The organism is Microbacterium sp. ZW T2_14, from assembly GCF_044987405.1.
Lineage (GTDB): Bacteria > Actinomycetota > Actinomycetes > Actinomycetales > Microbacteriaceae > Microbacterium.
On the sequence record NZ_JBJDRK010000032.1, the window covers coordinates 40079 to 58051 of the forward strand.

The 17973-nt window shown below is 70.1% G+C and carries 17 protein-coding genes; 5 read left to right on the plus strand and 12 right to left on the minus strand.

The window, feature by feature from the left end:
• Positions 1 to 39: 39 nt before the first annotated feature.
• The 4 genes from ACI3KY_RS12145 to ACI3KY_RS12160 all read right to left on the minus strand — a co-directional run bounded on the left by ACI3KY_RS12145 (position 40) and on the right by ACI3KY_RS12160 (position 5120).
• On the minus strand, positions 40 to 969 hold the full coding sequence (locus ACI3KY_RS12145) for a carbohydrate ABC transporter permease (protein ID WP_194412293.1): 930 nt from the start codon (positions 967 to 969) through the stop codon (positions 40 to 42).
• Positions 966 to 2045, minus strand: coding sequence for a carbohydrate ABC transporter permease (locus ACI3KY_RS12150; RefSeq protein WP_404930427.1), 1080 nt, complete (start codon positions 2043 to 2045; stop codon positions 966 to 968). Before ACI3KY_RS12150 ends, ACI3KY_RS12145 begins: the two co-directional genes overlap by 4 nt.
• An 84-nt stretch (positions 2046 to 2129) precedes the next feature.
• Positions 2130 to 3440 (minus strand): extracellular solute-binding protein, encoded by a 1311-nt coding sequence (locus ACI3KY_RS12155; RefSeq protein WP_404930428.1) that lies wholly within the window; start codon positions 3438 to 3440, stop codon positions 2130 to 2132.
• A gap of 48 nt (positions 3441 to 3488) precedes the next feature.
• The gene (locus ACI3KY_RS12160) at positions 3489 to 5120 is read right to left on the minus strand and encodes a GH39 family glycosyl hydrolase (protein ID WP_404930429.1); all 1632 of its coding nucleotides are present in this window, start codon (positions 5118 to 5120) and stop codon (positions 3489 to 3491) included.
• 183 nt (positions 5121 to 5303) lie between these two features.
• Between ACI3KY_RS12160 and ACI3KY_RS12165 the strand changes: the two genes are divergently transcribed.
• Both ACI3KY_RS12165 and ACI3KY_RS12170 read left to right on the plus strand, forming a co-directional pair.
• Positions 5304 to 6338 carry a LacI family DNA-binding transcriptional regulator gene (locus ACI3KY_RS12165; RefSeq protein WP_404930430.1) on the plus strand — a complete coding sequence of 345 codons (1035 nt, stop codon included), beginning with the start codon at positions 5304 to 5306 and terminating at the stop codon, positions 6336 to 6338.
• Positions 6339 to 6574: 236 nt separating this feature from the next.
• Positions 6575 to 7633, plus strand: coding sequence for a hypothetical protein (locus ACI3KY_RS12170; protein WP_404930440.1), 1059 nt, complete (start codon positions 6575 to 6577; stop codon positions 7631 to 7633).
• 91 nt (positions 7634 to 7724) lie between these two features.
• Here the strand turns inward: ACI3KY_RS12170 and ACI3KY_RS12175 are convergent, their stop codons facing one another.
• The 3 genes from ACI3KY_RS12175 to ACI3KY_RS12185 form a co-directional block, all read right to left on the minus strand.
• Positions 7725 to 9641, minus strand: coding sequence for a cytochrome c oxidase assembly protein (locus tag ACI3KY_RS12175; RefSeq protein WP_404930441.1), 1917 nt, complete (start codon positions 9639 to 9641; stop codon positions 7725 to 7727).
• 263 nt (positions 9642 to 9904) lie between these two features.
• Positions 9905 to 10192, minus strand: a complete 288-nt coding sequence (locus tag ACI3KY_RS12180) for an HU family DNA-binding protein (protein WP_194412288.1) — start codon at positions 10190 to 10192, stop codon at positions 9905 to 9907.
• Between the two features lie 210 nt (positions 10193 to 10402).
• Positions 10403 to 10996, minus strand: coding sequence for a TetR/AcrR family transcriptional regulator (locus ACI3KY_RS12185; RefSeq protein WP_404930431.1), 594 nt, complete (start codon positions 10994 to 10996; stop codon positions 10403 to 10405).
• A 223-nt stretch (positions 10997 to 11219) separates the two neighbouring features.
• Here ACI3KY_RS12185 and ACI3KY_RS12190 point away from each other — a divergent pair, with 223 nt between their 5' ends.
• Complete coding sequence (locus tag ACI3KY_RS12190) at positions 11220 to 12074, plus strand: alpha/beta hydrolase (protein WP_404930432.1); 855 nt, start codon at positions 11220 to 11222, stop codon at positions 12072 to 12074.
• A gap of 150 nt (positions 12075 to 12224) precedes the next feature.
• Here the strand turns inward: ACI3KY_RS12190 and ACI3KY_RS12195 are convergent, their stop codons facing one another.
• The 4 genes from ACI3KY_RS12195 to rpmB all read right to left on the minus strand — a co-directional run bounded on the left by ACI3KY_RS12195 (position 12225) and on the right by rpmB (position 14350).
• Complete coding sequence (locus ACI3KY_RS12195; protein WP_404930433.1) at positions 12225 to 13355, minus strand: alpha/beta hydrolase; 1131 nt, start codon at positions 13353 to 13355, stop codon at positions 12225 to 12227.
• Between the two features lie 279 nt (positions 13356 to 13634).
• The gene (gene rpsN, locus ACI3KY_RS12200; RefSeq protein ID WP_127820367.1) at positions 13635 to 13940 is read right to left on the minus strand and encodes a 30S ribosomal protein S14; all 306 of its coding nucleotides are present in this window, start codon (positions 13938 to 13940) and stop codon (positions 13635 to 13637) included.
• Positions 13941 to 13943: 3 nt separating this feature from the next.
• The gene (rpmG, locus tag ACI3KY_RS12205) at positions 13944 to 14114 is read right to left on the minus strand and encodes a 50S ribosomal protein L33 (protein ID WP_029145259.1); all 171 of its coding nucleotides are present in this window, start codon (positions 14112 to 14114) and stop codon (positions 13944 to 13946) included.
• On the minus strand, positions 14114 to 14350 hold the full coding sequence (gene rpmB / locus ACI3KY_RS12210) for a 50S ribosomal protein L28 (protein WP_055832508.1): 237 nt from the start codon (positions 14348 to 14350) through the stop codon (positions 14114 to 14116). The genes rpmG and rpmB overlap by 1 nt, the downstream gene beginning before the upstream one ends.
• Positions 14351 to 14730: 380 nt before the next feature.
• Here rpmB and ACI3KY_RS12215 point away from each other — a divergent pair, with 380 nt between their 5' ends.
• Both ACI3KY_RS12215 and ACI3KY_RS12220 read left to right on the plus strand, forming a co-directional pair.
• Entirely contained in the window at positions 14731 to 16746 is a 2016-nt protein-coding gene (locus tag ACI3KY_RS12215; protein WP_404930434.1) for a hypothetical protein, read from the plus strand.
• The gene (locus tag ACI3KY_RS12220) at positions 16727 to 17044 is read left to right on the plus strand and encodes a hypothetical protein (protein ID WP_404930435.1); all 318 of its coding nucleotides are present in this window, start codon (positions 16727 to 16729) and stop codon (positions 17042 to 17044) included. The genes ACI3KY_RS12215 and ACI3KY_RS12220 overlap by 20 nt, the downstream gene beginning before the upstream one ends.
• Before the next feature lie 115 nt (positions 17045 to 17159).
• On the opposite strand, the gene ACI3KY_RS12225 is transcribed toward ACI3KY_RS12220, so the two are convergent.
• Positions 17160 to 17973: THUMP-like domain-containing protein (locus ACI3KY_RS12225; protein ID WP_404930436.1), on the minus strand; the 814-nt coding region annotated here is incomplete at its 5' end.

Sequence of the window (17973 nt, forward strand, 5' to 3'; positions counted from 1 at the left end):
GCGCACCGTTGTCCACAGGCGTCTGGGTGCCCACCTCGCTCAGCCCTTGACGGCCCCCGCCATCACGCCGGCCACGAGATGCCTGCCGGCGAGCACGAGGACGAGGAGCAGAGGCAGGGCGACGAGGAAGACCCCGGCCATCACGAGTCCGGTATCCGAGGTGAACGCGCCGCGGAGCTGGGGCACCACCAGCGGCATCGTCAGCTGCGAGCGCATGACGACGGACGGCCAGAAGAAGCTGTTCCACGAGCCGATGAAGGTGAAGAGCGCCAGGGTCGCGGCTGCGGGGCGCGCCGCCGGCAGTGCGATCGACCAGAAGGTGCGGAACATCGAGGCGCCGTCGACCCGTGCGGCTTCGATCAACTCGTACGGCAGCGCTTCCTGCAGGTACTGCGTCATCCAGAACACGCCGAAGGCCCCCACGAGTCCGGGGACGATCAGCGCGAGCAGCGAGTCGATCCAGCCGAAGTCGTTCATCATGATGAACAGGGGGATGGTGCCGACCTGCGCGGGGATGATCAGGGTGGCGAGCACCGCGACGTAGAGCGCCTGACGCCCCGGGAACCGCAGCTTCGCGAAGCTGAAGCCCGCCAGCGTGGAGAAGAAGACCACAGAGGCGCTGACGGCTGCGGCGACGAGCAGGGAGTTGCCGAAGGCCAGCCAGATGCTGAACTGCTCGGAGGCGAAGACCTGGCCGAAGTTCTGCCACAGGGTCGCCGTGGGAAGCCACCGCGGCAGCGTTCCGACCGCGCGCGAGATCTCCGTCGTGCTGGATGAGCCGTACATGGCGGCGGCGTAGAGCGGGAACACCGACAGGACGAAGACGACGGCGAGGATGCCGTAGGTGACCAGCCCGGGGCGGCGGCCCGTGGAACTGTGCGTCGCGACCGGCCGGCCGCGCGCCGCGCGCTTGGCCGCATACCTCGCCGCTCCCCGGCCGGCGGTGTTCTCGATGAGTGCGGTGTTCACAGCGGGGTTCCTTCCATCGCATCGCCGGCGGTTTCGCGTGCGACCGCCGATCGGGTGGGGACGTCGTCCGCGGCCGGACGAGGCCGGCGGCGGCGAGGACTTCGCGGCGCGGCATCCGACGAGGAGATGCGCCGGGTGAGGGCGAAGTTGAGCAGCGAGATGACCAGGATGATGAAGGCGAAGATCCACCCCACGGCCGCTGCCTGCCCGAGCCGGTCCTGCCACTGACCGAAGCCGAGGTTGAAGAGGTAGAGCATGACGGTGGTCCACTGGCTGTCGGTGCCGCCTTGACCGCCGCCGGTGCCGCCGCCGTCGAACAGTCGGGCCTCGTCGAAGATCTCCAGGCCGCCGATCGTCATCGTGAGGATGACGAAGATCAGGGTCGGACGGATGCTCGGGATCGTCACCGAGAAGAACTGGCGGGCGCGCCCTGCGCCGTCGACGGTGGCCGCCTCGTAGAGATCACGTGGCACCGCCTGCATCGCCGCCAGCAGGATGAGGGCGTTGTATCCGGTCCAGCGGAACACCACCATCGAGCCGATCGCGATGTGGGACAGGAACCGGTCCTGGAAGAACGGCGAGCTGCTGTCGGTGAAGAGCCCGAGCGCGTGGAGGTTCGGGACGAGGATGCCGAACTGGCCGAACACCTGGCCGAAGATCATCGACGTCGCGACCGGCATGACGACGAAGGGGATGAGGACGCTCATCCGCCAGAACGTCCGTGCGCGGAGGTTCTGGTCGAGGATCGCCGCGATGAGCAGCGCGAGGATCAGCTGCGGGACGGCGCCCAGCAGGAAGATCGAGACGGTGTTCTCCAGCGAGCGCCAGAACAGCGGCTGCTGCAGCACCCAGGCGAAGTTGTCGAGGCCGACGAACTCACCCATCCCGGCACGTCGGTGCCAGTCGTGGAGCGCGACGACGACGTTGAACAGCAGCGGGAACGCGCCGAACACCGCGAAGAGCAGGAAGAACGGCGAGATGTACAGGTACGGCGAGAGCTTGACGTCCCACCGGGAGAGCCGCTGCCCCCAGCCGAGGCGCCGTACGGGGCGCGGCGCCGCTGAAGTGAGAGCCATCGTCGGCTCCTTCCGTGTTGATGCCATGTCGGGCGGTCGCAGCCCGGCCCGTGCGCGTGCGCAGAACCGGGCTGCGATCGGAGATCAGTCGGCGGTGTCGAAGCCGAGTGCGTCGAACTCGCTCACGACCGAATCCCACGCCTCCTGCGCTGTCGCGCTGCCCGACTCCACGAGCCGGATGCCGTCGGTGACGAGGGTCTGGATACCCGCGAAGTTCTCACCGCGGTAGCCGCCCGCTGCGGCATCCCCCGCGGCTGCCGCCAGGTCACCGTAGATCTGCCCCAGGCGCTGGCCGCCGAAGAACTCGTTCTCGGTCTCGGCGATGTCGGGGCTGGCGATGGCCTCCAGCTGCGACGGGAACTGGCCGGTGGTGTGGAACCACTGGACGGCCGCCTCGGGGGAGGTCAGGTAGTCGGCGAGCTTGACGGCCCACGCGGTGTTCTCGCCGGTGGCCGGCACCGAGAAGAACGAGCCGCCCCAGTTGCCTCCGCCATCGGGGAAGGTGCTCGACACGCGCCAGCCGGGCACGCCGTCGGCGTTCTCGGCGATGATGCCGGCCATCCAGGCGGGGGTGACCACAGTCGCCCACTGGCGGTTCTGGAAGCCCGCTCCCCAATCGGCGTGGCCGATCGGGATGCCGGCGGAGATGCCGTCCTCCGCCGCCTCGGCGAACATCATGAAGAGCTCTTTGATCTGGGCGTTGTCGGCCATGTTGTACGGCTTGCCCGATTCGGGGTCCTCGAACGCGTCGGGCAGGAGGTTGACCGCGGCCTGGAACGCGCTGGAGAGCGAGTCGATGTAGTAGTTGTCGGCGGTCGCGACGTACTCGCGGCCCGCGTCGAGGAACGACTGCCACGATGCGGCGTCACCCCCGATGAACTCACCGAACGAGTCGGCGTCGGTCGCACCCCCCGCCGCAGCCATCATCTCTTCGTTGTAGGCGACGCCCAGCGGCCCGATGTCGGTGCCGTATCCGGTGATGACGCCGTCGACGGACCCCTGCGTGACCTTCCAGTCCACCCAGCGATCGGGGATCTCGGGCAGCTCCACCCAGTCCTCGGGAACCGCCATCATCTCGGTCCACCAGTCCAGCTCGATCAGATGCACGTCCGACAGACCGGCACCGTCAGACGACAGCCCGTTGCGCAGCACCGTCTGCGCGGCGGCGCCGTCGGGGAACGAATCCACGACGACCTCGATCCCGTACTCGTCCTCGAAGGACGCGAGGAGCTCGGGCGGGAAGTCCATCCATGCCGCGACGGTCAGCTTGTCCGGCTTGTTCTCGTCGGTCGCTTCGCCGGCGTTGCTGCCGGCCGCGCCGCCTCCCCCGCAGGAGGTGAGAGCGAGGGCGGCCAGGGCCGCCGAGGCGACGACCGCCCCGGCGCGTGTGGTCATTTTCATCATGGATCCTTTCGTGACGTCGTTGTACGCGGATGTCGTGGGTCAGGGAGTGGTTCGTGAGATCGACATGACGGCCCACGGCGCCAGGGCGATGTCGATCGCGAGGACGCCGTCGGCGTGGACCGTGAGCGAGCGGCGGTCGAGGCCGTCGGCGATCGCCGTGAGATCGGCGACCTGCGCCAGGCTGAGGTTGAGGGGCTCGCCGAGCTGGTGCCACGCCTCTGCGACGTTGCCGTGCTCCTGGTCGAGGATCTCGACGGTGTACGCGTCGCCGGGCACGAGTCCCGCGACCGTGTGCGCGATACGGCGCGTCGGGCCTTCGCCCGCCAGACGGTGCGTCTGCGCATACCGGGTGGCACCGCCGACTGAGCGCGTGCCCATCGATTCCGGATAGTTGAAGAACACGGCGGCGACCGCATCCTCAGCCGTTCGCGTGATGATGCCGTGATCGGTCTGCAGGGCGATGCGATCCCCGAGCCGGTTCAGCGCGGCCATGGCGTGGAACGTCGGCTTGTGGATGCCCTGCTCATTGACGAAGCCGAAACCGCCGTGGAACGGGCCGATGCCGCCTCCGCCCTCTTCGAAGACGTCGGTGAACGTCCAGTACGAGATGGAGTCCGCGAGGCTGTGGCACTGCAGAAGGGCACGTGCGATGTACGCCGCGGCGTACACGGTGTCGTGCATGTGGTCGCGGCTGGACGGCGACGTGGACCACTCGGTGACGTGGAGCTCGGCTTCGGGATAGGGGGAGTCGGCGATCACACGGCGCATGACCTCGAGGTCGTTCCGCGTCGCGTCGCGGTCGCGGCTGATCGACTGACCGACGCCCTGCGTGTCGAAGGCGTAGTCGGTCGGGTACAGGTGTGTGGAGAGGAAGTCCAGCGGAAGGTCGCGTTCGGCGCAGTAGGCGATGAGCTCGTGAATCCACACCGGCTTCCACGGCAGTGCGTCGGGGTCCGCCGCTTCCGCCGTGGCGGCCTCGACCGACCTGTCGTGGTATTCGCCGTCATAGCGCGAATCGGGCACGAAGACCGATGACGAAGGACCGCCGACCTTCAGCTCGGGATCGATCGCCTTGAGCGCCTTCGCGGTCGCCTCGTACAGCTGGAAGTACTCGGTGCGTGTGCCCGTCCAGAAGTGCGGGACGAGATTCGGCTCGTTCCAGACCTCGAACGGCCAGGTGCGCACCTCGTCGATGCCGTACCGCTCGATCCAGTGCTCGACGGTCGCGGTGACGAGGTCGACCCACGCCCCCATATCGGTGGGAGGGCTGCAGTGAGCCTTCCACCAGAACAGCGTCTCGGTCTGCGTCGCGAGCTCGCGAGGCATGAAACCCAGCTCGACGAACGGGCGGGCGCCGGTGGCCAGGATGGCGTCGAAGACCTTGTCGACGTAGGCGAACGTGTACACGGGCCGCGCCAGCGGCGTCGGTGGGCCGAAGCCGCCGCCATTCGACGCCCGGTACACGAACATGTCGTCGTGGAAGAGTCCGTGGAAGCGGACGTAGCGCGCGCCCAGCGTTCCCACGGCTTCCTGGAAATGGCTCTGCCAGTCGGCACGCAGCGCCTCGTTGGCGCGGCCCGCCCCGACGCACACGCTCCACACGTGATGCAACGGCGCCTCCGCGGAGGATCGGCCGTCTACGGTGAAAGCGGGCGACGTATCGACGGACAAGGACGACCTCCGTTGGTCATGGTCGAATGGTTCGAATCGGTTGCGAAAATGTTTCGCAACGTGTTACGCTTGTCAGGCTAGACAATGACGGCACAGCTGTCAATTCTTCGTTCGCTCTCGAGGCTGCATGAGGTCGCTGATGGTGCACCAGATCGAAACTTGTTCGAGACTCCGGAGTCGTCGGTGAGCGGGCCCGTGGCCCCTCGCGCCACGCTGGCGGACGTCGCAACGGCTGTCGGGGTATCCCGGGCGACCGTCTCCAAAGCGCTGAACGGCCGCGGCGACATCTCCGACGAGACGCGTGAGCGCGTGCTCGCCGCAGTGGCCGAGCTCGGCTACCGGCCGACGACCGGCCTCGCACAGGGGTCACGCCGCCGTTCGATCGCGGTCGTCTTCGACATCCCGGCATCGCCCTACATCGTCGGCGTGCTCCAGGGCGTGCTCGCCGCGACGACCGAGTCCGGTGCGGATCTGCTCACGCGTCTGGCACCTGACCGCTCCTCGCGCACCCAGCGGGCGGTGGCCCGCGAGTGGATCGCGGAGCAGCAGGCGTCGGGCGTCGTCGGCGTCATCGGGCTGACGCTCTCCCGCCCGGACGGACTGCTCGAGGCGGCAAGCAACGCGAACCTGCCGTTCGTGATGGTCGACCCGGTCGACGCGCACCATCCTCAGATGGTGAGCGTGGGGTCGAGCAACTGGGCCGGGGCGCGCACCGGCGCCGAGCACCTGCTCGGACTCGGGCACCGCCGCATCGCGTGGATCGGCGGTCCCGAGACGTCGGATGCGGCTCGCGACCGGCTGTACGGCTACCAGGCCGCGCTCGACGCCTCAGGGGTGGAGATCGATCCGGCGCTGATCCGTTCCGGGCAGTTCGCCATCGCCACGGGCGCGGAGTTCGCGCGGGAGATGCTCACCTCCGCGCACCCCCCGACCGCGATCATGACCGGTGATGACGAGATCGCCGTCGGCGTTCTCGCGACCGCGCACGAGCTCGGCGTCGCCGTGCCGGAGGATCTCAGCGTGATGGGCTTCGACGACACTCCGCAGGCGGCGTGGACGACGCCTCCGCTCACCACTGTTCACCAGCATCTCGAGGGCATGGGCGCCATGGCCGTGCAGACGATCCTGGTCATGGCGGATGGACACCAGCCCTCGTCGCCGCACGTCGAACTCGCGACCTCGCTGATGGTGCGGGACAGCACCGCGACCGCCCCTTGAGACGCGCGCCCGGCGAACGCCGGGGGAGCCGATCATGGCCTAAGCGAACGAGCGCCACCCGAACCCAAGAGACGGGGAGTCCCAATGTTGCCGTCCACAGCGGCCTCCCGGCGAGTCTTTCCTAGACTGGCCGGGTGGACCAGGGGGCAGTGGACACGGAATCCGGTCGCGCGAGCGCGCCTCCGGCCGCCGCGCCGACCCCGGTGCCCGGCTCCGACGCCGCCGAGCAACCGCTGATCCAGCCCCCGCGCAAGCCGCGCGGGCGCGGTCGCCTCGCCCTCGACCTCTCACTCCTCGGCCTCGTCGGCGTCCTGCTGATCGGCGCGGTGTTCGCCGCGTGGGGGGTGATCGAACGCCAGTTCTACAGCCCCGCCGCCTTCGTCGTGCGCTACGTCGACCTCCTCGCGGACGGGCGCGCGGCCGACGCGCTGACCGTGCCGGGCGTGGACGTGACCTCGGCTGAGCTCGACGCCGCCGGGCTTCCCCCCACGGCCTCCGAAGCACTGCTGCGCAGCGCCGCGCTCGCCCCGATCAGCGACGTGGAGGTCGTGTCCCAGGAACAGGACGGCGACATCACCCGCGTGACCATCGCGTACCGGGCCGGCGGCTACGAGGGTCGCACGACGTTCGCCGTGGAGCGCGACGGCTCGATCGGCCTGGCCCCGACCTGGCGCTTCGCGAAGAGCCCCCTCGCCGTCATGAACCTGGGCGTCAGCGGCTCCATGGCGTTCGATGTGAACGGCTTCGAGATCGACAAGCGTCAGGTCTCACCGGACGGAGCGGATGCCGACCCCGCCGCACCGGTCTCGCTGCTGGTCTTCTCGCCAGGGCTGTACTCGGTGTCGGTCGACACGGCGATTGCCAGCACCCCGGGCGTGGCGGTGCTGTCGGACAGCCCGTTTCGCGCGATCCCCGTGAACGTGCAGGCGCAGCCCACCGAGAAGTTCCTGAGCGTGGTGCAGGAGAAGGTCGAGGAGTTCCTCACCGCGTGCGCGACCCAGGAGGTGCTGCAGCCGACGGCCTGCCCCTTCGGCTTCTTCGTGCAGGACCGCATCGCCTCGCTGCCCAAGTGGTCGATCGTGCAGCAGCCGACGGTCGCCGTCGAGCCCGACGGCGCGCATTGGTCGATCCTCGCCGCCGACGCCGTCGCGCACATCGACGTCGACATCCGGTCGATCTTCGACGGCCGGGTGCGGCCGCTCAGCGAGGATGTGCCGTTCATCGTCAAGGGCACGATCACGGTCCAGCCGGACGGCACCGCGTCGATCGTCGTGACGGGTCCCGACACCAACTGACCCGCCCAGCCATCCACGGCGGGGCATGAGACTCTCCGCGGGCACGGTGGGAAGTGCATCACCCGCGCACCCCGGCCCGCCGTTGTGCGCGTCAGCCGCCGGCGCGGGCGTCCCGTTCGGCGAGCGCCGCCAGTCGGGCGTTGTACTCCTCCAGCTCGGCGTCGCCGGTCCGGTCGGCGTGGCGGTCGCGGCGCTTCGTCTCACGGTCGTCGCTGCGGCTCCATTGGATCGCGACGGTGATGGCGAGGATGAGCGTCGGGATCTCGCCGATCGACCAGGCGATGCCGCCGCCGGTGTACTGGTCCTCGAGCGGCGTGGCCCCCCACGTGCGGCCCATCGAGCCGAACCACTCGGCGATCATGAGGCCCTCCTGCATCATGATCGCGATGCCGAAGAACGCGTGCATCGCCATCACGCCGATCAGCAGCACCAATCGGCCGGGGTACGGCAGGCGGTACGGCACCGGGTCGATGCCGATGAGGCTCATCACGAAGAGGTACCCCGTGATGAGGAAGTGCGTGATCATCCACTCGTGTCCGAGGTGGTCGTACAGCGACCAGCGGAACAGCTCGGTGTAGTAGAACACCCAGAGCGAGCCCACGAACAGACCGGCGGCGACGAACGGGTTCGTCAGCACGCGGGCGACCGGCGAATGCACCGCCCAGAGGATCCACTCGCGGCCGCCGCGCGTGCCGTCGTCGCGCTTGCGGATCGCTCGCGCCGCGAGCGTGATGGGCGCTCCCGGCACGAGCAGCAGCGGGATGGCCATGGTCAGCAGCATGTGCCCGACCATGTGCATGCTGAACAGGTAGTCCTGGTAGACGTTGATGACGCCGCCGGTGACCCACACCAGCAGCAGCCAGCCCGCGATCCACATGATCGTGCGGTACAGCGGCCACGTGTCACCGCGGCGGCGCAGGCGCCACACTCCCACGAGGTAGAAGAAGACCGCGAACCCCGCGATGACGGCCCACAGGAGGTCGATGTTCCACGAGGTGAGCCAGCGGTCGAGGGTCAGCTCGGGCGGAAGCGGCGCGTCGGTCAGGCGCTGTGCGGGGGTGGGCGTCTCCGGGATCAGCGCCTCCACCGGCGGAGGCGTGCGGGCGAGCGCGGCAGCGGCCCCGCTCGCGACGCCCATCAGCACGAGTTCGAAGCCGACGAGGGTCCAGAACGAGCGGGCGGCCCGGTCGGTGTCGCGCATGCGACCGATCAGCCGCGTGCGGTACCAGGCGCCGAACAGCCCCAGCGCGATCAGCGCGAGCACCTTCACGCCGAGGATCACCCCGTACGGCGACAGCAGCGCCGACCAGTCGCGCAGACCGATCGCGGCGCGCACCGTACCCGACACGGCGACCACCGCGAAGGCGGCGAGCGCGATGCTCGAGTAGCGCGCGACGGTCGCGGCGCTGTCGTCGCGCGATTGCAGCGGCCGGACGATCACCACGAGCAGCAGCCCGCCGAGCCACACCGCCGCCGCGATGATGTGCAGGATCAGCGCCGTCATCGCCTCGTGGTGGAACGCCTCTTCGCCGGAGTGGCCCTGCGTGCCCATCGGAACGAGGGATGCCGTGGCCAGGAGCGCCACGAAGAAGGTCGCGGTCCACGACCTCACGGCGAAGGTCAGAACGGTCAGCGCGGCGCCGGCGAGGGTCGTGATCAGCCACGTGCGGCCGACCTCGGTCTCGACGATGTAGCGACCCAGCTGGGCCCCGAACTCGGGACCCATGCTGATGACGGGGTTGAACGCATCGATGAACGTCAGGAAACCGGTCGCGGCGGCCGCCATCGTGAACACGGCCGCGGAGATCGACGCGGTGTCCAGAGCGATGTCGAAGGCGCGGTCTCCCGCCCGCAGCGTGAAAAGGGCAGTGACGAGTGCTCCGACCATGCCGGCGGCCGAGAGGTTGACGACGAGCTTCGCCGTCGGGAGGCCCCATCGGACGAACGGTCCGGGATCGGCGATCGCCAGAGGCGCCGCACCGCCCCCGAACGCCAGTGCCCACACCATCACCGCGCACGCGGCCACGACGAGGAGTGCCGGCCCGGCGGCCCGCAGAACACGAGGATCACCCAGGAACCCGGCAGCTCCGCGCGGCGCGTCGACGCCGGGCGAAGAAGGGGTGGGGATCACGTCACAAGCCTACGTTGCGCGGCGTCTGGGGCGTTTCGCCTCGTGACTGAGCGGAGCGGGATGAAACGCGGCGTGCGCAGACAGCAGGAGAGGGGATGCCGCGGGTCGCGGCATCCCCTCTCCGGAGGTCTGTGTCGGTATTACTTGACGGCAGCCTTGAGCTTCGAGCCTGCGGTGACCTTGACGCGCTTGCCCGCGGGGATCTTGATCTCCTCGCCCGTCTGCGGGTTGCGGCCGGTGCGAGCCGACGTGGCAACCTGCTCGAACGCGATCCAGCCCGGGATGGCGACCTTGCTGCCGGCTGCGACCGCCTCGGAGACGGTGGAGAAGAGGGAGTCCAGCACGCCCGAGACGGCCGACTGGCTCTGGCCGGTCGCGCTGGCGATGCTCGCGACGAGTTCGGTCTTGGTGATGGTCTTGTCGGCCATGTGGTATGTCCTCCAAAGACGACGGATGCCGCCTTGTCATTGCTGGGACCGGACGGCTTCGCCCCCCGGCTGGTCGGTTCGACCGGGACCGAATGTACCCGACATGGCGCAGAGATCCGCGTATTTTCGCGGATTTCCGAGGTTTTGGACCGCGTGTCGTGTGATTGGTGTGACTGATGGGGCTGATGTGACGCGATCGTCAGCCCACGCTCAGCTTCGGTGACTCGCGATGAGCTCGCGCGCGGTGCGCGCGAAGGCGGGACCGACGCGGTCCTGCCCGTCGAGGTAGCCGCCGACCAGGGCGGCATCCCGCAACAGCACGAGGGAGGCCGCGACCGCCTCGGGATCCCGCAGCCGCGCGCCCTCGGCGAGCTGGCGGAGCGTGGCCCGGAACCACTCGCGGTGCTCGGCGATCAGGTCGCGCACCGGTCCTTCGTCGGGATACTCGGCCGCCGCGTTGATGAAGGGGCACCCGCGCGTGTGCCGCTGCCGGATGTCCTGCTCGATGCCGGCCACGACGAGGTCGAGCAGCACGCCGGGGTCGGCCGATGCGGCCGCCGCCTGGGCGAAGAGGGCACGCAGCCCTTGATCCTCGCCCTCGAGGTAGGCGAGCACGAGACCCTCCTTGCCGGCGAACTGCTTGTACATCGTGGCACGGGTCACGCCCGCCTCTTCGATGATGCGGTCGACGCCGACGGAGTGGATTCCCTCGTTGTAGAAGAGGTCGGTCGCCGCCTGCAGAAGTCGCTCGCGGGCGGGCGACGGACGATGTGCCGCGGTCCGCGCGGCGACGGTGGTGCTCATGGATCCCCCTCCAGTCCTCCATCGTGCCATCGTTTCCGCCCGCTGACCGGGCATGGAGGCGACGTCCCGAATCGGGGTCCGGAATCTTTTCGAGATTTTCTAGGAATAGTCTTGCACAGATAGAACGTTCGGTCTACTGTCGGTGACATCAGCTGGATCGCAGCAGGATCCGCACCTGAGACCACACAGAACCCACCGCACCACCGCACCCAAGGAGCACGAAATGGCCGCCACGACCAAGACCCCGATCGTCCTCATCCACGGACTCTGGATGACCCCCAAGAGCTGGGACACGTGGGCCGAGCGCTTCCGCGCCGCCGGCCACCAGGTCATCGTCCCCGGCTGGCCTGGGATCGATGACCGCACGGTCGCCGACATCCGCAGCAACCCGGCGGCGCTGAAGGGGATCGGCCTGAAGCAGATCGCCGACAATTACGAGCGCATCATCCGCGAGCTTCCCGAGAAGCCGATCATCATGGGCCACTCCTTCGGGGGCGTCCTCACCCAGATGCTCGCCGACCGCGGCCTCGGTGTCGCCTACGTCGGCGTCGCCCCCGGGCAGACTGCCGGCGTCACGGCCCTTCCCCTCTCGACGCTGTGGACCGGCACACCGATCCTCTCGAATCCGTTCGACAAGAACGGCGCCAAGCCGCTCTCGAAGCGCCATTTCCACTTCACCTTCGGCAACGACCTGCCTCGCGCGGAGTCCGACAAGCTGTGGGAGGAGTTCGCGGTGAACTCCTACAACCGGGTCTTCTTCGAGGGCGTGCTTTCGGTGCTGAACGAGAAGGGCGGAGTCACCCACGTCGAATACGGCCGCACGGACCGCGCACCGCTCCTCGTCGTCACCGGCGAGATCGACCACGTCGTGCCGCCGGCGATCGGCGAGGCGATCGTGAAGAAGTACAAGGCGTCGGGCAGCCCTGCCGTCGTCGAGTACAAGACCTACCCGGGTCGCACCCACCGCCTGGTGAGCCAGGACGGCTGGGAGGAGATCGCCGACTACGCCCTCGAGTGGGCCACGACGCACCAGGTGCGCGAGACGGAGCAGGCTCCCGAGACGGAGGCGGCGCAGTAGCCGGATGCCCCGCCCCGGCGCCGAAGGGACACCACTTCGCCGCTGAGCCCCCACACCGGGTGGTGGCTCAGCGGTCGAGTGGTGCCTCGGCCCGTATCAGCGGTGGGATGCAGAGGCCCGCGGCTCGTGAGAGCCCGGGCCTCGATCGCGTCAGCCGTGCAGGCGGCGGAGGGCCGCGACGACGTCGTCATGCCAGCGTCGCGCGGCGGGCAGGGCGCCCGAGAAGATCGGGGTGTCGTGCGTCACGCCCTGATACCGCACGACGCTGGCGTCGACGCCGGCCCTGCGCAGTGCCGCCCCATACGCCTCGCCGTCGCCGCGCAGCGGGTCGTACTCCGCCGTGAGGATCACCGCCGGCGGCAGGCCCCCGTGCGAGTCGGCGAGAAGGGGCGACGCATAGGGCTCGCGCCCGTGGCGCGGATCCGCGAGATAGGTGCGTGCCACCGAGCGCAGCTCTCGCAGGGCGATGAATCGCGGGATGCCGAGGGCCCGGGTGGCGCGCAGATCGAGGTGGCCGCCCGTGAGGTCGACGACCGGCACCTCGAGCACCTGCAGCCGGAGGGGGCGTCCGCCGCGGTCGCGATTGACCAGCGTCACCGCTGCGGCGAGATTCGCGCCGGCCGAGGTGCCCGCCACGCCGATGCGGCGGGGGTCGATGCCGAGCTCGCCGGCGGACTCGAACAGCCACTCGAGCGCCGCATGCGCCTGCTCGATCGCCACCGGATACGGGTGCTCGGGCGCGAGCGCGTAGTCGACCGCGGCGATCGCGACGCCGGCGTCGTGCACGCGACGCCGGTTCGCGGCATCCGTCGTGGGATACCCGATGCCGCCGATGCGGAAGGCGCCCCCGAAGAACGACAGCACGCCCGGCACGCCCTGCGCCGGAGGGTCGTCGGGATCCGGGTGGTAGACGCGCACCCGCACGTCAGGGTGGCCGGGCACTGCGACGACGTGCTCGGTGGTGCGGATCCTCGGTCCGGCGAGACCCACCTTGTGCAGCTCGCGCCGGTCCCACGCGAGGGCGGCCTGGCGGTGCCGCGCACGGGCGCGGGCGTGCGGCCCGAGAGCCGGCTCCGGTTCGGAGGATGCCGCGGCGACCGCGTCCTGCGGCGGCGCAGCGGAGGCCGGCGTGGCGCCGCCTCCCATGCCGGTCATCGCCGCCGGCCCCTTGGCGAACGGCCACAGCGCGCTCAGCCGCGAGCGCACCGAGCCCAGCGCCTTGTTGAAGAGGTGCTTGCGGTGCACACGCAGGCGCTCCTCGAAGAACGGATCGAGATCCACCGGTCCTCCCCTGTCGACGGTTCAGAGCATAGAGCGGCGCCGAGCCGCACGCGCCGGGCTTGACGCCGGCCGATCGTGTGCCCTCGCGCCCTCCGGCGCGGCGTTGCGACGCCCGAGACAGGGGATTCCCGCCGAGACCGAGGGCGGCGTCCCCGGTCTCGGCAGAAGTCCCCTGTCTCGCCGAGCAGACGGTGCCCGGGCGGGCCGGGGAACGCGAGAAGGCCCGGAGTTCCGAGGAACTCCGGGCCTTCCGGCTGCGGTCTCAGCGACCGGGAATGCTTACCAGCTCGACTTGGTCACGCCGGGCAGCTCGCCACGGTGCGCCATGTCACGGAAGCGGACACGCGAGATGCCGAACTTCGTGAGGACACCGCGGGGGCGACCGTCGATGACGTCGCGCGAACGCACGCGCACGGGCGAGGCGTTGCGGGGCAGCTTCTGCAGGCCCACGCGAGCGGCTTCGCGCTCCTCGTCGGTGGACGTCGGCGAGACGAGCGCCTTCTTCAGCTCGGCGCGCTTGGCGGCGTAGCGGTCGACGACCACCTTGCGCTGCTCGTTGCGCGCGATCTTGCTCTTCTTAGCCATGGATCAACGCTCCTCTCGGAATTCGACGTGCTTGCGGACGACCGGGTCGTACTTCTTCAGCACGATGCGGTCGGGGTTGTTGCGGCGGTTCTTGCGCGTGACGTAGGTGTAACCCGTGCCCGCGGTCGAACGCAGCTTGATGATCGGACGGACGTCCTGTGCCTTCTTGGCCATCAGAGCTTCACACCCTTCGCCTGGAGGTCACGGACGACCGACTCGATGCCGCGAGCGTCGATCACCTTGATGCCCTTGGCCGACACGTTGAGCTTGATGTTGCGACCCAGCGACGGAACGAAGTAGGTCTTCTTCTGCACGTTCGGGTCGAAGCGGCGCTTCGTCCGGCGGTGCGAGTGCGAGATGTTGTGACCGAAGCCGGGAACTGCTCCAGTCACCTGGCACACTGCTGCCATAGTGATGTCTCCTTAGTACCGTGGAGCCGGACGGCCCCACCCAAGATCCCTTGTCTGCACCCCGCGTTCGATCCGGCCGGTGAAGGCCCTGATCTGAGAGGGATGCGAACTGCGTGCTGGAGTGCGCGCAGACAAAGAGCAAGTCTAGCACGCACCGAGTCTCGGCCCCGACGGGCACCGACTCCACCGTGCGCACGGGCGGTCGGCTCGCATTTCCGAGCGCCGTTCGACGTATTCCCGTGCCGGAATCCATCCTGACAGGTCGTCCAACGATAGCCTTCTGCACGACGGCGGCCCCTGCGGTTGTCTACAAACTCTCCCGCGCGTGATTCCCGCAGGTGGAGCATGTTCGTCATTCCAGCGCGGGAGAGGACGACACGATGACTGAGCCGCTTGGCGAGACCCGGCTGTGGCCGGTCTCGCCGTTCGACCTCGCCGACGCGCACCGCTGCCCGTCGTGCTTCGCCGCCATCTCGGCGGCCACGTGCCCGGTCTGCGGCTTCGCGCTGACCGATCCGCGCGCCGCCGGTGTGCTGGAGCTCGGCCGCCAGATCGTCTCGGTCGAGCTCGCGCGCCAGCAGCTGATGGACGAGATCCGCCTGGCCTCGGCGTCGAGCGGGTCGCTCACAGGGGTGCCGGCCGAGACGACGGATGCCGCGGTCCCGCAGCTCGTGGCGGCCGGCACGGTCGTCGACCCGGCCGTGAGCCCGTCGGCCGTCGCATCGTCGGCCGCCCTCGACCCCGCCGTGATAGCCGAAGTCGCCTCGCCCGCAGGAGACCCCACCACGGCTCTGCCGGCCGATCCGGAAACGGATGCCGCCTGGTGGAACTCCCCGACCGCGGCGGCCCCCTCCGGTCCGCTCGACACAGCGGCCCCCGTTGCCGGGACCGCGCCGGTCGCACCGGAGCCGGTGCCGTCCTGGACTCCCGGTGGCGCGGAACCCGCCGCACCGCAGGGGGTGACGGCATCCGCTCCTCGTCGGCGGCTGACGGTGCCGGTGCTGCTCCTGATCGTGGGCGTCTCGCTCGTGGGCGTCGCGGCGGTGTTCTTCCTGCTGCTGGCATGGTTCGTGGCGGGCATCGAGATGCGGGCGCTCATCATCGGAGGCATCACGCTCGCGACGGTCGTCCTCGCCTCGTGGCTGCGGCGCCGCGACCTGGGTGCGACGGCCGAGGCGATCGGCGTGCTGGGCGTCGGCCTGCTCGCGCTGGATGCCTGGGCGGTGCGGGCCAACGACCTCTGGGGGGCGGGCTCTACGGATGCCGCGGTCTACGCGGGCGCCGCAGCACTCGTCGTCGCCGTCGTGTGCCGGCTGTGGGCGAGGATCTCGGGTCTGCGCGGTCCCGATCTCGCCGCATCGCTCGCACTTCCGGCCGGTGTCGCCTTCCTCGTGGGCGGCCTGGTCGACCTCCCTGTCGGCGAGGCCGTGACCGCAGGATTCCTCGGCGCCGCCGTCGGCGGCCTCGCGCACGCGCTGCCCGCGCCGTGGTCGGCGGCGAGGTCGGGCGCGGCCGGGACCCCCGAGCGCCTCATCCTCGCGCTCGCGGGGATCGGCTCGCTCGTCGGCGCCGCGGTGACCGCCGCGTTGGCGACGGGCGACGCGGCCCCCGTGATCGTGTGGTCGAGCGCGCTCGTCGCGGTGCTGGGGGCTGCCCACGCATGGGCGGCGCATCCCCGCACCGGCATCGAACCCCTTCCCGGAGCCGTCGTGATCGCCGGCGCGGCCTCGAGCGTCGCGGCGGCGGTCGCGGGCATCGCGGGCTGGCAGCTCGCCCTGCGGCTCGAGGAGCCCCTCTACACGCTGCTCATCGGACCGGTCCTGCCCGTGATCATCGCGGTCGCACTCGACGTCGCACGCGCGCGCCGCGCGTCGGTCAGACTGCTTCCGCCTGCCCTCACCGCCGCGGTCATCGCCGGCGCGTCGATCGCGGGCGCTCTCGTCGCCTGGCTGTTCCAGGCCCGGTCGGCGGTCGCCTCGGGATGGACGCTCTGGCAGACGAACGCCTTCACCCTCCCGGTCTCGGCGCCCGAAGCGCCCGCGATGTCCGCTGCGGCGGCGGTCGTGATCGCCGGGCTCCTGTTCGCCGCACCCACCCTGCGCCGGCCGGTGCTCAGCGACCTGCGCGCCGTGGTCGTCGCCGTGCTCCTGCTCGCGGCGGCCGCGCGCACGGCCATCCCGGCGGTGGTCGTCGGCACCGCCCTGCTCGTCGCCGTCGCGAGCCTCGTCGGCGCCGCCCGCGCCTCGGCCCGCACCGGCGGAGCCGATCGTGTCGTCGGTGTCGCCCGACGTCGATCTCGCCCAGGACGCCTCGCCGCTGCCCGGGGCGCATCGGGGAGGATTCCAGCGGCTGCCCACGGCGCCGGTCCCCGTCACCGTGGAGACGGCGCCCGCTGAGCCCGGCGGCGAGTTCACGCCCGATGACTCGTCGTGGCAGGCGACAGACTCGGCGTTCCACAGCGGTCTGGCGGGCTGGGCTCTCGCCTTCGCGGTCGTCGGCCTCATCGTGTCGATGTTCGTGGGCTGGGGCTTCCCCATCGGGTTGGTGGCGGTGGTCTCGGCCATCATCGCGCTGCGGCGTCCGCTCGAGAACCGAGCGGTGGCGGTCTGGGCGATCGCTCTCGGGACCCTGTCGATCCTGTACAGCGCGGGCTGGCTGCTCTACACGGCCATGCGCGCGAACCTCCTCGGCTGACGCGGTCTCGGGTTTGGGGCGCATCCCGTGCGTTCGGGGCGTGCGTCGTGCGCCCCGGATCGACGCGATGCGCCCCGAACCCCTGTCGATGACGCCGACCGCGCCGGGAGGAAGGTCAGAGGCGGTCGGCGAGGATCGCGGTGCGCCGGTTTCCGATGCGCGTGAGCAGGAGGGTCGCCGACTGTGATCCGCGAAGCTTCAGGCGCGGGCGCAGGACGGCGGGGTCGACATCCACCCCGCGCTTCTTGATCTCCAGACGCCCGATGTCACGCTCCCGCAGAGCTTTCGAGAGCGCCTTCACGTCCGCCGGCAGCACCTCGCGCACGCGGAAGGTCGAGACGAACGGCGATGTGAGGGCGGCATCCGACGTCAGGTAGGCGATGTGCTCGTCGAGCATCCCGGCCTCGAGGCTTCGGGCGACGTCGCCGATGAGGCGGGCACGGATGACCGCCCCGTCGGGCTCGTGCAGGTAGGCGCCGAGTGCGCGAGGAGGCTCGTCCGCGGCATCCGTCTCGGCCGTCAGTTCGTGCGCCCGCGCGCCCTCACCGCCGTCGCTGCGGATCACGAGGGCCGCTCGGCGCACGCCCTCGCGCGCGAGCGCGCCCGACCACAGCACCAGTTCGATCGTCGACCCGTCGGCGCTCACCCACTGCGCCTCGACGTCGTCGGGGATGAGGTCGCGATCGAGCCCGGGGCCCAGCTTCACGCCGGTCGGAAGGCGTCGCGCCACGTCGAAGACCCAGTCCAGCGACGGCGACCAGTCGTCGGGACGGGTGCGGCTGGTCTCGGTGTGGCCGGCAGTCCGGCGTGCGGGGTCGAGCCAGACGGCGTCGATGCCGGTGAGGTCGGTGTCCTGCGCGCTGCCGTGCCGCACCTCGACATCGGTGCCGAACGGGGCGAGGTTGTACGCGGCGATCCCCGCCGTCACC

What these genes read in the sequence shown, in the direction of transcription:
- rpmG (WP_029145259.1), bottom strand. Translation starts at nt 14,114, where the DNA reads ATGGCCAAGAAGGCACAGGACGTCCGTCCGATCATCAAGCTGCGTTCG.
- rpmB (WP_055832508.1), bottom strand. Translation starts at nt 14,350, where the DNA reads ATGGCAGCAGTGTGCCAGGTGACTGGAGCAGTTCCCGGCTTCGGTCAC.
- ACI3KY_RS12180 (WP_194412288.1), bottom strand. Translation starts at nt 10,192, where the DNA reads ATGGCCGACAAGACCATCACCAAGACCGAACTCGTCGCGAGCATCGCC.
- ACI3KY_RS12185 (WP_404930431.1), bottom strand. Translation starts at nt 10,996, where the DNA reads ATGAGCACCACCGTCGCCGCGCGGACCGCGGCACATCGTCCGTCGCCC.
- ACI3KY_RS12150 (WP_404930427.1), bottom strand. Translation starts at nt 2,045, where the DNA reads ATGGCTCTCACTTCAGCGGCGCCGCGCCCCGTACGGCGCCTCGGCTGG.
- ACI3KY_RS12215 (WP_404930434.1), top strand. Translation starts at nt 14,731, where the DNA reads ATGACTGAGCCGCTTGGCGAGACCCGGCTGTGGCCGGTCTCGCCGTTC.
- rpsN (WP_127820367.1), bottom strand. Translation starts at nt 13,940, where the DNA reads ATGGCTAAGAAGAGCAAGATCGCGCGCAACGAGCAGCGCAAGGTGGTC.
- ACI3KY_RS12190 (WP_404930432.1), top strand. Translation starts at nt 11,220, where the DNA reads ATGGCCGCCACGACCAAGACCCCGATCGTCCTCATCCACGGACTCTGG.
- ACI3KY_RS12175 (WP_404930441.1), bottom strand. Translation starts at nt 9,641, where the DNA reads ATGGTGTGGGCACTGGCGTTCGGGGGCGGTGCGGCGCCTCTGGCGATC.
- ACI3KY_RS12155 (WP_404930428.1), bottom strand. Translation starts at nt 3,440, where the DNA reads ATGACCACACGCGCCGGGGCGGTCGTCGCCTCGGCGGCCCTGGCCGCC.